Genomic DNA, 12,765 nt, shown 5'->3' with positions numbered 1-12,765 from the left:
GCAAGTTAGTCCTTGCGAAGGTCTAAGGCCAGTTCACAATCTGAAGCGGAACGCTTCTGAAGCTGCCCTAGCGCCTGCCCGCCTTCCGCCGTCATGGTGATTGAACTCGGATGGTCAGACTTAGGAGCAAGAAAATGTTTGCTTTGAGAAAAATTCTCGCAGTGACTTTCTTGGCTACGGTGTCGTTCGGCTGGCCCGCGATGGCGACCGGCGCGCCCAAGCTATCGCCTCTAAAATTTTCCAAGGAATGCAGTGATTACAACGGTGAAACACCGAGCTTCTGTACAATTACCGAATCGAGTCTGAAAGAAATACCGGCTGGCACCAAGGTTCTTTATTATGGCCCTGTTCTCAGTAGCCCGCTATTTACGAGCAGCTCCGTCGTTCTCGCCGTCGGGCCAGGCGACTCCGCGATTGGTTATTGCATCGTCTATGACGTCGCGAAACCGCCAACAGGACATTGCGCGTTCTCCGCAGGAAGCGGGACGTTGGCCGGCTTTCAAGCTATTCTGAACGTGACGGTCGATGACAAGCAAATTTGGCATTGGGAGGGCGGCTATCTTCTCGCAGCCGCGAAGTAGCACTCCTATGTCGGCCAAAATCCTGCAAATCAACTACAAGCTCAACGCGCCAAGGGCCGAGTACGAGAAAGAAAACCTGCCCTATGCTCAACCCATCGCGGACGTACCTGGCCTGCGCTGGAAGGTCTGGATCATAAACGAGGCCCAAAGCGAAGCCGGCGGGATCTACCTGTTCGACGATGACGCCGCGGTGCAGGCCTTCCTGGACGGGCCGATTATTGCGGAGATGAAAGGTGACCCGACATTGAGCATCAAGGCGTTTGACGTGATCGCAGAACTCACGACCATCACACGTGGCCCGGTGAAGTAGTATTGCCGGAGCTTGGCAGGGCGCGTGTTGCGGACGACCAAGCTACTAGGGGCGGAAAGCGGACGTCCCAGGCACCTCCAACTGTCCTCACCCCGCCAGTACGGGCAGCCAGCCGAGGTCTCCGCTACAGACGGCCCGGCGCCTGGGTGCATCTGTTCTCATCCAGGCTGCCATGCGGCCAAAGCCGACTGTTAATCGGCGGCGCTCCTGCGACACGCAAGCCCCCGAGCTGGGCGCTTTGAGGCTGCTCCGGGTCAGCGCTCGCGCCGATAGTGCATAGCGACCGCGCCGTTGCGGAGCGGCTTCGCCGAGACCAGCTCGAGCCGTCGCGCACTGGGCAGCCCGCCCTGGTACAGGGTCGGGCCGTGGCCGGCGATCCTGGGATGGACGAGGAGCTGATATTCGTCGATCAGATCCAGCCGGTCCAGCTCGGTTGCGAGTTTGCCACTACCGAGGAGCACGCCGGCCGGAGTCGCGTCCTTGAGCCTCTGTACGCCTGTTCGCAGGTCGTCGGCGATGTGGTGGCTGTTGGCCCACGGGAAGTCCGTTCGCGTCGACGACACCACGTACTTCGGTTTGGCGTCCAGCTTGACCGCCCACTCGCGTATCGCCGGCGGCGCCTCCACGTCGCCGCGAGCGACCGCCGGCCAGTAGCTCTCCATCATCTCGTACGTGATGCGGCCCCACAGCATCGCCCCGCCCTCGTCCATAAGGCGGGTGAAGAACGCGTGCGTCTCGTCGTCAGCGATTCCCTCCTCATGGTCGACGCAGCCGTCCAGGGTGACGTTTATGCTGAAGGTCAATAGTCCCATGCGACGAGCCTAAGCCATCCGCTAGAAAGGGCGTAGGGCTATTCGCGGTTGATGTTCAACTTCTGCTATGGGTCGGTTTCAGAAGTTGGTGCCAGCAGTCTGCTGGCGGCTCAATTCCGGACATAGCCGCCACTGGCCAGACTTCACTTGCCGAGCCGGCTTTCACTGTAGGGATGCTCATTTCACCGGGCGGTCAGCGCTCAAGCCGAGCTGTTCTACGGCTGCCCGAGAGGCTGCGCCTCCCCCGTCTCGCATTCCGGTAGTCGCACTGGTTTGGCGAGCTTTGCCAGTCCCTCGGGCTTGGCGCAAAGCGGGAAGCCGGCGAGCGGCATTGTCTCGATGAAACGAGCGCGCTCCCTCTTGCTCGAGCTGAATTCATTGACCAGGCCCTCGACGGTCAGGTCCGGATACCGTTTGAGGGTTTCCCTGACCGAAGCATTCGCCTCATCGGTTCGACCCAGTGCCGCGAGGGAGCTGCTACGCACCACCCAATCCCCTTTGCCGTGGTTATCGGGCGTCTTGCGCTCCAGCATCTTCACGGCGTCCTCATAGCGGCCAGCCATAAAATAGGCCGTGGAGTAGAAACTAGTTGCCCACATCGGGTAATTCGGGTCGAGCCGTATAACTTGGTCGACCAACTGAGCGCCGCGTTCGGGTTCGTCGAAGCCTGCCGCATAGCCGGAATAGAATGTCAGGATTTCGGCCGAACCCGGAGCGAGGCGGAGGGCCGTGTCCAGCTCGACCTTGGCGCGGGCGTTGTCGCCCTTTTCTTTGAGGCTCATGCCAAAAACGGCGTGCGCCTCGGCGTCGCTCGGATCGAGCCGCACCGCGCGTTCGGCTACATCGGCAGCCGCCTTGATCTCGCTCTCGGGATTAATACCGAAGCCAGCCAATATGTTATGAGCATGATAAAGTTCCACCCAGGCGCGAGCGAACCCGGGGTCCAGCTCGACAGCGAGGTTGAGCAGCCTGATAGCCTCCTCCTCATCCGCTACGGTAATCTTTTCAATCCTTTCGGTTCCGAGCAGATAGTGATCATAGACCGTCAAGTTGTCCGGCCGTTTACGCTTCGCTGCAGCCCGCCCCGCTCCCTGAATCAGCCCCACGCCGTTGCCGAGACGGTTGGTGACTTGCTCTGCAATCTCGGTCTGGACGGCGAACACGTCCTCAGCGGGCCGGTCCCAACGATCCGACCACAGATGGTTGCCGGTTTGTGCATCGATCAACTGCGCGGTGACCCGCACCCGCCCATTTTGTCGCTGGATAGAGCCTTCCAGCACGAAGCCGACATGGAGCGCACTTGCGACCTGGCGCGCATCCACCGGCTTGCCTTTGTAAACTTCCGTCGAATTCCGGGCCACGACCTCAAGTTCGGGAAACCGTGCGAGGTCGGTGATGATATCCTCAGTCAACCCATCGGCCAAACGACCGGTGACCTCGTCGTCGCCATAATTATTGAATGGCAGCACCGCGACGGACGGCTTGGCCCCCAGTGGCGCGGGCTGAAGGAACCACCAGGTCCCTCCACCCGCCAGAGCCAGCACTACGATGGCCACCGCAGCCGTCCTGGTCCAGCGCGGCATCGCCTTGCGTAAGGTCCAGCGCACTCGCTTGCCATCAAGCCTCACCCGGTACATCCGCACGAGGCGGTTGATGTTCTTGACATGCTGCTCGCCAACGAAATCGAGTGGCCAATCAAGCTTGCCCTGCAAATGGTCGTAGGCCGTACCTGACACCATTACTCCGCCCGGCTCGGCAAGCTGCTCTATGCGAGCGGCGATATTGACGCCGTCGCCATAAACATCGCCATCCACCAGCGCCACATCGCCAAGATTTATCCCTATGCGGAACACAATCCGCTCATTCTCCGGCAATCCACCATTGCGAACGGCCACAGCTTTTTGAATTTCGGCTGCGCAGATTACCGCATCGACAACGCTGTCGAAGACGACAAGTGCGCCATCTCCTAACAGTTTGACAATTCGACCCTGGTGCAGAGCGATCGCCCTATCGGTTACGTCAGCCCGAATAGCTCTCAGGCGTCCGATGGTGCCAGCTTCGTCAATTTCGATCGCCGTTGAATAGCCGACCATATCCGCTGCCAGGATCGCCAGCAGTTTCCGGTTCAATGGAGGGACGATCATCATCCGGCCCCGGATCCAACAGGGCCAAAATGGTACACCCAATGCTGTGCCCTGACGAGAGGCCCGCCCCGCGGCGCCACTTTGCGGTGAGTCGGACTTTTTCAGCAGAATCGGCGCAAAGCGGTCCGCACTACGCTGGACGCAAGGGGTCGCTTTCTTGCCCAACCTGAAAGCTGACAGTCGCTTCCTGCCCCCATTGAGACGTTTATCGCCTCGGTGCAGTGCGTCGCTCATGGTGCTAAGCGGACCTTCCACTCCGAGCGGTGATCTCAAAAACCAATAGGCGCAGCAATGACATAGCGGTGCCCAGTTTCATCTCGTCCGGCGCGGCTCTCGCCTATCGCCCGCGACGCCTGGTCGACGAGGCAAGATGGCCCATCGCAAGCGTCATCACGGCCACTGCGATACCGGCGCTGATCACGCCTGCCGGCGTTATCCTGGCACTGCCTTGCAAAGTAACATGCTTGCCCAAGCGCAGGTCGAAAACCGACTTGATTTCCTCGGGATGTGAGGGGACCGCGGGCGAAGCTTCTTCCTGGACAACCGACATTTGAGCCTCCGGTTCGAAATCTGCCGTTCGCGCAGCGGCCAGCGACCGGTGCGCCAACATTCTGTGCAATGGACGAACTTACATTCAGGGTGAGCCTTAGGAATTGATAGGCCCGAAATAGCATGGTGGTACCCGTTTCCATTTCCTCCGGCGCGCCAAATCCATCCATCGACTATGGTTCGTTGATTGCGACCGCGGTCCGACTTGGCGGACAGGCGGAAACCAGCGGAGCCTGATTTGACCATATCCCCCACCAGCATCAGGCGTGCACTGATCACCGGGGCCGGGGCGGCCGACGGCATCGGCTTTGCCATTGCCCGGCAGCTCGGCCACGCCGGCCATGCCGTTGTCGTCACCGGCGCCAGCGCGAGGGTGCTCGACCTCGCCGCCGAGCTTCGTGCGAAGGGAATCGATGCCACCGCCGCGGTCGCCGATCTCACCATCGCCGCCGATGTCGAGCGGCTGCGGGCAAGCGCCGGCGCTGTCGACATCCTGGTCAACAATGCCGGCATGGGCTCGCTGGCATCGCCATCGGTCGACAAGGCGTTCCTCTCCATGACGGAGGCCGACTGGGACCAAGGGATCGACGTCAGCCTGAAGACCGCGTTTCTGGTCACCCGGGCGTTCCTGCCGGCGATGGTCGAAGCGGGCTATGGGCGCATCGTCAATGTGGCGTCGGTCACCGGGCCGCTGGTGTCCTTCGAAGGCACGGCAGCCTATTCCGCCGCCAAGGCCGGCATGGTCGGCCTGACGCGCACGCTGGCGCTCGAAGTGGCGAAAAGCGGTATTACCGCCAACGCCGTGGCCCCCGGCTGGATCGAAACGGGGTCGTCGAGCGAGATGGAGCGGACCGCGGCCCTGCATACGCCGCCGGCACGGGCCGGCCGGCCGGATGAGGTGGCCGCGGCGGTGGTGTTCCTGGCATCGGAAGGCGCCAGCTATGTCAACGGCGCCCTGCTGGTGGTCGACGGCGGCAACAGCCTGCAGGAACGCAAGGGCTGAAGGGCCAAAGGCACTTTGCCGGAACGAAACGAGGCAGCGTGTCCTTCCGACAGGTTCAATTAGAATTCGGTGCATAACACCCGATCGATGCCCATTAGTTCTTGCTGATATACCGTCCGCAGCGGATAATATCCGCTGGGGCTTTCAGCAGGCGAAATGCTAAATCGGATCGTAGCTTCCACCACCTCGCGCCAATTCAACTTTCTTGTTCCCGATGACGTCACTGACGCTATCGCTGGATATATCGACTCCTCTGCTCCCGGACGCATCATCTCGACCTTTTCGGCAGTTCAGTCAGTGCGAGATAAAGTCCCTGATTGCGAGCTGTCGGACGATCAGCTTGAGCGGTGCGCTGTATTGGCAGCAATCAACGAAGGCCTAGCGGTCCACTTCGATCGGCGGGGACGCCAGCCGGATCCATATTCGTCGCTAAGTAGGAGCCACTGGCATCTCGTATCTATTTGGAAAACCAGGACGCGACAGGCTGTCATGTCATTCCAGCGGCCGAATGCAGCCGGCCTCGCCGGCTGTACCCCTCCGCCCGTTATCGTTGGCCGGCCGCAGGTTCGGCCGCAGCGCATAGAACTCAGCCCATGATAGGCGCTGGCCGCTAAGGCGAACTTCTTCGGGCGTGCCAATGAAGGCCTGCCAGGCGCTTCATCCCGTTAGCCGGCGTGTTCAAGACGCCTTGGCGAGGAAACTCTGGTAGTCCGATTTGGCCTGCAGCAGGCGCAGCACATTGTCGCGCGATCCCCGCACATGGGCGCGCGCCAGCGTGCCGGCTCGGCTGGCATCGCCGGCGCAGATCGCGTCGACGATTTCGGCATGCTCGTCGCGGGCGATCTTCCATTCATCCAGCCACAAGAGCTCGGTCCAGACATAGTGCTGGCACTTGTCGAGGATGCCGCACAGCATGCCGTGCAGCATGACATTGCCGCTGATCTGCGCGATGACGCGATGCAGGTCGATGCCGGCCTCGAGCTCCTGGAATTTTTCCCTGGTGGTGCGATCAGGAATGGCGGCCAGCCGCTCGCACTCAGTCAGAATGGCGCGCAGCCGCGCCTTGTCCTGCTCCGTCGCCACGGCCGCGGCCAACTCTGTCGCATGGCCGTCGAGCAGTTCGCGGATCTCGAAGGCCTCGCGGAACATGCTGATGTCGAACTCGGTGACGACATAGCCCTGGCGCGGCCTGCCGGTAACCAGGCCATCACGTTCGAGGCGGTTGAAGGCCTCGCGCACCGGCGTGCGGCTGACATTCAGCTTCGCGGCGATGTCGCTTTCGGTGACGCGCGAGCCCGGCGGAATCTGGCCGGTCACGATCATCGCCTTGAGCGAGGAATAGACCGAGTCGCGCAGCGTATTTTTGGTTTCCTTGGCCAAGGTTTCGTCCCCAGTTCTCCGGTCTTTCAGCCGGGACACGCATAGCTGTAGTCGCAGTCGGCGTAATTTGCCACGCCCCAGCGAGGCCGTCTCTTTCCATCTTTGCCCTGCTCGACATGCCTGAATTCGATCGCGCCGGACGGTGTTGACATCACCGATCGCTAAGCTACACTCAAAATTGTATACAAGATAGCATGCGAAATCAAAAACAATGGGAACACCGGTTGGAGAGCCGAAAATGAACATGACCAGAAATGTCAGCGTTGTCGCGGTTGCCGCCCTCATGGCATCGCTCGCAGCCCCCGCCGTGGCGGGCGATACCATCACCGTCGCCTCATGGGGCGGCACCTACCAGGAGGCGCAGACAAAGGCGTTCTTCAAGCCGACCGCCGATGCGCTCGGCATCACCATCAAGGAAGACACCACCAACGGCCTCGACGACGTGCGGCTGCAGGTGTCCGGCAATGCCGTCAAATGGGACATCACCGAGCTTGGCGCCGACGAATGCGCACGCGGCTCGAAGGAAGGGCTGTTCGAAAAGCTCGACTACGGCATCATCGACAAGAGCGGCATCAACCCGAAGCTGGTCCATGACGACTGGGTCGGCATTTCCTACACCTCGGTCGTGCTCATCTACCGGACCGATGTCTTCGGCGACAAGGGCCCGAAGACCTGGGCCGACTTCTGGAATGTCGAGAAGTTTCCGGGACGGCGCGCGCTGAGCGGCAGCCAGGCGACCGAGACGCTGAGCGTGGCGGCACTGGCCGAGGGCATTCCGATCGACAAGGTCTATCCGGTCGATATCGACGGCGCGCTGAAATCCGTCGACAAGATCCGTGGCCATGTCGATGCCTGGTGGACCTCGGGCGCGCAGGCCATGCAGTTGGTCAAGGACGGCGAAGTCGACATGGCGAGCATCTGGAACGGCCGCGCCGGCACCTTGAAGAAGGAAGGCGCGCCGGTCAGCTTCTCGTTCGACCAGGGTGTCCTGACCGCCGACTGCATGGTCATTCCCAAGGGCGCCAAGAACAAGGAAGCCGCAATGAAGGCGCTGGCGATGTTCGTCAGCCCGCAATTGCAGGCCAACCTGCCGCTCTATGTCGACAACGGACCGGTGAACGAAAAGGCCTTCGAGACCGGCAAGATCCCGCCGGAGAGGATCAAGGACATCAATTCGGCACCCGAAAACGTCAAGAAGCAGGTGCTGCAGGATGCCGAATTCTGGCGCGACACACTGGTCGAGGCGACGGAAAAGTTCAACAATCTGGTCCAGCAATAGGCTCCGGCCAGAACCCAATCCACGGCAGGGCGGCGCAACCGCTCGCCCTGCCTCTGCCGCCTCAGTTCAGGAGACGATGATCTTGTCCATTGCGCCATCCGCGCTGCCGATCAGCATGCGCCGGATCGAGAAACGGTTTGGCAGCGTAGCTGTGCTGCGCGACCTCCACCTCGATGTCGAAGCCGGCGAGTTCCTGACGCTGTTGGGGCCTTCCGGATCCGGCAAGACGACGCTGCTGATGATCCTGGCCGGCTTTGTCCGCGCCAATGCCGGCAGCATCAAGGTCGGCAACGACGAGATCATCACCACACCGCCGCACAAGCGCAACATCGGCATGGTGTTCCAGAACTACGCGCTGTTTCCGCATATGAACGTCTTCCACAACATTGCCTTTCCGCTGAAGCAACGCGGCGTCGCCAGCGCCGAGACGGCCGAGCGCGTCGAGAAGGCGCTGGATCTGGTCAAGCTGCAGGGCCTGAGCGAGCGCCGGGTCAACCAGCTCTCCGGCGGCCAGCGTCAGCGCGTGGCGCTGGCGCGCGCCATCGTCTTCGAGCCGCGCATCGTGCTGATGGACGAACCCTTGTCGGCGCTCGACAAGGGCCTGCGCGAGCATATGCAGATCGAACTGCGCAGCCTGCATCGCCGGCTTGGCATGACCACGGTCTATGTCACGCACGACCAGCGCGAAGCCATCACCATGTCGGACCGCATCGCGGTGATGAATGGCGGGCGCATCGAACAGCTCGACAGACCGGAAACCCTCTACGCCACGCCGCAGACGCGATTTGTAGCCGGCTTCATCGGCGAATCGAACTTCATTCCGGTCGAATGCCGCAATGGTTCCGTCTGGTATGAGGACCGGAGAATCCACACCGCGGCGCCGGCGCCGGCATCGGGCCAGCACCTGATGGTGGTGCGGCCGGAAAAGCTGCGGCTCTTGGCAAATGCAGAGCCGCAAAGCGGCGTCAATGTGCTCAATGCGACGGTCGGTGACATCATCTACCAGGGCGACAGCTTCGTCTGCTACGCGGCGCTGCGCGACGGCCTCCAGCTGACGCTGCGCGACTATTGCCGCAGCGACGTGCTGGGCAGAATGCCGGCGCCCGGCCAGCCGATCAGCCTCGGCCTCGACGCACAGGATACGGTCCTGGTGGCATCAGACTGATGAGCGCGCAATCCGCCTTCCACGCATCTGCCGGCGATCTGAATGCGCAGTCGCTGCGCGCCGACGCGCGGCGCGAGTCGCTGCGGTTGCTGGCGCTGCTGTCGCCAAGCCTGTTCCTGGTCTTTGCCATCATCATCGTGCCGATCGGCTGGTTGTTCTGGCTGTCGCTGTTCGACGAGGCCGGTTTCCTCAGCACCGCCAATTACGCGCGCTTCTTCGAGCAGGCCTCCTACATCAAGACCTTCGTCACCACCTTCAAGGTCGCCTTCATCGTCACCGGCGCCTGCGTCCTGCTCGGCTATCCGCTGGCCTACATGCTGTCGCAACTGCCGCGCCGGGCGGCGTCGATCTGCCTCATCTTCGTCATCCTGCCGTTCTGGACCTCGGTCCTGGTGCGCACTTATGCCTGGCTAGTAATCTTGCAGCGCAAGGGCCTGATCAACAGCTGGCTAATCGACCTCGGCGTGATCAGCCAACCGCTGTCGCTCGCCAACAATCTGTCGGGCGTCGTCATCGGCATGACGCACATCTTGCTGCCGTTCCTGGTGCTGCCGCTCTACGCCTCGATGAAGACCATCGACGGCGACTGCCTGCGCGCCGGGATGAACCTTGGCGCCGGTCCGGTCGCGACCTTCCGGCAGATCTTCTTTCCGCTGTCGCTGCCCGGGCTTGCCTCGGGCGTGGTCATCGTCTTCGTGCTTTGCCTGGGGTTCTTCGTCACCCCGGCGCTGATGGGCGGCGGCAAGGTGATCATGTGGGCGATGCGCATGGAACAGACCACCAGCCTCTATTCGAACTGGGGAGCCGGAGCGGCCCTCGGCGTGGTGCTGCTGGTGGTCACGCTGGCGCTTCTCGGCCTGTTCCAATGGCTGCTCGGCGCGCGCGCCACCGGCGTATGGAGTTCGCGATGAGCGAGGATATCGGCCTGCCAATCTCGCACCGGCAACGCCTGTGGCTCTACGCCCTCGGCGGCCTCGTGCTGTTGTTCCTGATCGCGCCGTCGATCATCATCGTCATCATGTCGTTTTCGGATTCGACGCTGCTGCAATTCCCGCCGCAGCAATGGTCGCTGCGCTGGTACCAGACCTATTTCCAGTCGCTGGAGTGGCGCGACGCGACGATCGTCTCCGTCAAGGTGGCGATCATGACGACATTGGTGGCGACGCCGCTCGGCACCGCCGCCGCCTATGCGATCAACCGGGGCACGCTACGCCTTAACGGCACCATCAACGCGTTGCTGACGGCATCGCTGATCGTTCCGGTGATCCTGATCGGCATCGGCACCTTCTTCCTCTATGCGCCGATCGGGCTCAACAACACGCTGACCGGCCTGGTCATCGCGCACACCGTGCAGGCCTTGCCGCTGGTGGTGCTGACGGTCCTGTCGGGCCTGCGCTCCTATGACATGAATCAGGAGCGCGTGGCGCGCAGCCTGGGCGCCGGACGCGTCGCCGCGTTCTGGCAGGTGACCATGCCGCAGATCCGCTTCTCGATTGTCTCGGGCGCGCTGTTCGCCTTCATCACCTCCTTCGACGAAGTGGTGGTTTCGCTGTTCATATCGGGCGGCGATACGACGACATTGACGCGCCGCATGTTCAACGCGCTGCGCGACCAGATCGACCCGACGATCGCCGCTATCTCGACCTGCCTGATCGTGCTGTCGGTCGTCCTGTTGTCGGTTGCGCAGATATTCGGGCGCAGGAATTGATTTCAAGTGAGCATGGGATGTCCAGACAGAATGCGTGATTTCCAGTTTCCCGGCCGCTCGCCGGTCCGTGCCACGGAAGCGGTTGCCGCGACGTCGCACCCGCTTTCGACGCTTGCCGCAATCGAGATGCTGCGCTCCGGCGGCAATGCCATGGATGCCGCCGTCTGCGCCGCAGCCGTGCAGGCTGTGGTCGAGCCGCAGTCGACCGGCATCGGCGGTGATTGTTTCGTGCTGTACTGCCCGGCGGGACAGGGCGACGTGCTGGCCTTCAACGGCTCCGGCCGCGCCCCGGCCAAGGCGACGGTCGATTGGTACCTGGAAAAAGGCTTCAACTGCATCCCGCTGCAGGGACCGCACGCGGTCACCGTGCCGGGTGCCGTCGACGCCTGGGTCCGGCTGCTGGAGGACCATGGCCGGAAGGGCCTTGCCGAGGCGCTTGCGCCGGCCATCCACTATGCCGATAACGGCTATGTCGTGCATGACCGCGTCGCCTTCGACTGGGCCGAACCGGAGACCGATCTGTCGGCCGACGAGCATGCCGCGCGCATCTTCCTGCCGGGCGGCAAGGCGCCGAAGGCCGGCGATGTCCACCGGCAACCGGAACTCGCCGCCACCTTGCGGATAATCGCCAAGCACGGCCGCGCCGGATTCTACGAAGGCGCTGTTGCCGACGATATGGTGCGCCGGCTCAATGAACTGGGCGGGCTGCATTCGACCGAGGATTTCGCGACGACCAGGGGCGACTATGTGGCTCCGGTCAGCACCTCCTACGGCGGCCACGACATTCACCAGATGCCGCCGAACAATCAGGGGCTGACGGCGCTCTTGATGCTGAATGTGCTGTCGGGTTTCAAGCTCGGTGGGCTCGACCCCAACGGCGCCGAGCGCCTGCATCTGGAGATCGAGGCGGGACGGCTGGCCTATCGCGACCGCGACCGCTTCGTCGGCGACCAGGATCATGTCCCGGTGCCGGTGGCACAGCTTCTGTCCAGCGCCTATGCCGACCGGCTGCGTGCCGAGATCGACCGCGAGCGTGCCATGACGCATCTGCCGCGCCTGGACCTGCCAGGCAGCGACACGGTTTACATCTCCATCGTCGACCGCGACCGCAATGCGGTCTCCTTCATCAACTCGACCTATTATTCATTCGGCAGCGGCGTCGTCGGGCCGAAGACCGGTGTCGTGCTGCAGAACCGCGGCTCGAGCTTCCGCCTCGACCCGGCGCATCCGAACGCCATTGCGCCCGGCAAGCGGCCGATGCATACGATCATGCCCGGCATGGCAACCAGGAATGGCCGCGTGGTGATGCCGTTCGGCGTCATGGGCGGCGGCTACCAGCCGTTCGGGCACGTCCATCTGCTGACCAACATGCTCGACTTCGGCATGGACCCGCAGCAGGCACTGGATGCGCCACGTGTGTTCTACAATGATGATACCGTGGAGGCCGAACGCAACGTGCCCGCCGAGGCAATCGAGGGTCTGCACCGACGCGGCCACCGCGTGGCCGAGCCGCATCACCCGCTGGGCGGCGGGCAAGTGGTGCTGATCGACTGGGAGAAGGGAACGCTGACCGGCGCCTCCGATCCGCGCAAGGATGGTTTGGCGCTGGGGTATTGAGGTGATCGGCACAATCGTGGCGCGGCCCGGAGTCGGGCGATTGCGTCACCGGGTGTTGGCGCCGCCCCTCATTGCCCTGCCGGGCATTTCTCCCCGTATAGCGACGGGGAGAAAGACGCTCTCATCAATGATTTCGCCAATCACTGCAAGAAAGGCGCCGGGGGATCGGTTACCCCTTCTCCCCGTCGCTTTACGGGGAGAAGGTGCCGGCAGGCGG

At 62.5% G+C, this 12,765-nt stretch carries 11 protein-coding genes; 8 read left to right on the top strand and 3 right to left on the bottom strand.

Translation table 11 applies throughout. From position 1 onward, the window contains the following. The first annotated feature begins 134 nt into the window (after window positions 1-134). Both HNQ71_RS12850 and HNQ71_RS12845 read left to right on the top strand, forming a co-directional pair. Window positions 135-581: a hypothetical protein gene (locus tag HNQ71_RS12850; RefSeq protein WP_246461493.1), complete on the top strand. Its 447-nt coding sequence runs from the start codon at window positions 135-137 to the stop codon at window positions 579-581. Window positions 582-588: 7 nt separating this feature from the next. Further along, on the top strand, window positions 589-891 hold the full coding sequence (locus HNQ71_RS12845) for a YdhR family protein (RefSeq protein ID WP_184872919.1): 303 nt from the start codon (window positions 589-591) through the stop codon (window positions 889-891). A 254-nt stretch (window positions 892-1,145) separates the two neighbouring features. Here HNQ71_RS12845 and HNQ71_RS12840 read toward each other — a convergent pair whose 3' ends face one another. Next, complete coding sequence (locus tag HNQ71_RS12840) at window positions 1,146-1,703, bottom strand: dihydrofolate reductase family protein (protein WP_184872918.1); 558 nt, start codon at window positions 1,701-1,703, stop codon at window positions 1,146-1,148. A gap of 215 nt (window positions 1,704-1,918) precedes the next feature. Continuing rightward, window positions 1,919-3,847 (bottom strand): adenylate/guanylate cyclase domain-containing protein, encoded by a 1,929-nt coding sequence (locus tag HNQ71_RS12835; RefSeq protein WP_184873334.1) that lies wholly within the window; start codon window positions 3,845-3,847, stop codon window positions 1,919-1,921. A gap of 787 nt (window positions 3,848-4,634) precedes the next feature. On the opposite strand from HNQ71_RS12835, the gene HNQ71_RS12830 reads away from it, so the two are divergent. Then, window positions 4,635-5,399: an SDR family NAD(P)-dependent oxidoreductase gene (locus HNQ71_RS12830; RefSeq protein WP_210333870.1), complete on the top strand. Its 765-nt coding sequence runs from the start codon at window positions 4,635-4,637 to the stop codon at window positions 5,397-5,399. A gap of 678 nt (window positions 5,400-6,077) precedes the next feature. Here the strand turns inward: HNQ71_RS12830 and HNQ71_RS12825 are convergent. Beyond that, complete coding sequence (locus HNQ71_RS12825; RefSeq protein WP_095083584.1) at window positions 6,078-6,779, bottom strand: GntR family transcriptional regulator; 702 nt, start codon at window positions 6,777-6,779, stop codon at window positions 6,078-6,080. A gap of 238 nt (window positions 6,780-7,017) precedes the next feature. Here HNQ71_RS12825 and HNQ71_RS12820 point away from each other — a divergent pair, with 238 nt between their 5' ends. The 5 genes from HNQ71_RS12820 to ggt all read left to right on the top strand — a co-directional run bounded on the left by HNQ71_RS12820 (window position 7,018) and on the right by ggt (window position 12,548). Beyond that, window positions 7,018-8,058, top strand: coding sequence for an ABC transporter substrate-binding protein (locus tag HNQ71_RS12820; RefSeq protein WP_246461491.1), 1,041 nt, complete (start codon window positions 7,018-7,020; stop codon window positions 8,056-8,058). Window positions 8,059-8,140: 82 nt separating this feature from the next. After that, entirely contained in the window at window positions 8,141-9,223 is a 1,083-nt protein-coding gene (locus tag HNQ71_RS12815; RefSeq protein WP_184873331.1) for an ABC transporter ATP-binding protein, read from the top strand. Next, window positions 9,223-10,134, top strand: coding sequence for an ABC transporter permease (locus tag HNQ71_RS12810; RefSeq protein ID WP_184872917.1), 912 nt, complete (start codon window positions 9,223-9,225; stop codon window positions 10,132-10,134). Before HNQ71_RS12815 ends, HNQ71_RS12810 begins: the two co-directional genes overlap by 1 nt. Further along, the gene (locus HNQ71_RS12805) at window positions 10,131-10,931 is read left to right on the top strand and encodes an ABC transporter permease (protein ID WP_184872916.1); all 801 of its coding nucleotides are present in this window, start codon (window positions 10,131-10,133) and stop codon (window positions 10,929-10,931) included. Before HNQ71_RS12810 ends, HNQ71_RS12805 begins: the two co-directional genes overlap by 4 nt. Before the next feature lie 30 nt (window positions 10,932-10,961). Then, entirely contained in the window at window positions 10,962-12,548 is a 1,587-nt protein-coding gene (gene ggt / locus HNQ71_RS12800) for a gamma-glutamyltransferase (protein ID WP_184872915.1), read from the top strand. Window positions 12,549-12,765: the final 217 nt, after the last annotated feature.

Origin of the sequence: Mesorhizobium sangaii (genome assembly GCF_014207355.1) — a bacterium.
GTDB classification, from domain to species: Bacteria; Pseudomonadota; Alphaproteobacteria; order Rhizobiales; family Rhizobiaceae; genus Mesorhizobium; species Mesorhizobium sangaii.
The sequence above is the reverse complement of the archived record's forward strand: the minus strand, read 5'-3'. Positions and strand labels throughout refer to the sequence as shown.

Bases quoted from the DNA above. Each gene is read 5' to 3' on its own strand.
- HNQ71_RS12850 (WP_246461493.1), top strand. From the start codon at position 135: ATGTTTGCTTTGAGAAAAATTCTCGCAGTGACTTTCTTGGCTACGGTG.
- HNQ71_RS12845 (WP_184872919.1), top strand. From the start codon at position 589: ATGTCGGCCAAAATCCTGCAAATCAACTACAAGCTCAACGCGCCAAGG.
- HNQ71_RS12840 (WP_184872918.1), bottom strand. From the start codon at position 1,703: ATGGGACTATTGACCTTCAGCATAAACGTCACCCTGGACGGCTGCGTC.
- HNQ71_RS12835 (WP_184873334.1), bottom strand. From the start codon at position 3,847: ATGATCGTCCCTCCATTGAACCGGAAACTGCTGGCGATCCTGGCAGCG.
- HNQ71_RS12820 (WP_246461491.1), top strand. From the start codon at position 7,018: ATGAACATGACCAGAAATGTCAGCGTTGTCGCGGTTGCCGCCCTCATG.
- HNQ71_RS12810 (WP_184872917.1), top strand. From the start codon at position 9,223: ATGAGCGCGCAATCCGCCTTCCACGCATCTGCCGGCGATCTGAATGCG.
- HNQ71_RS12805 (WP_184872916.1), top strand. From the start codon at position 10,131: ATGAGCGAGGATATCGGCCTGCCAATCTCGCACCGGCAACGCCTGTGG.
- ggt (WP_184872915.1), top strand. From the start codon at position 10,962: ATGCGTGATTTCCAGTTTCCCGGCCGCTCGCCGGTCCGTGCCACGGAA.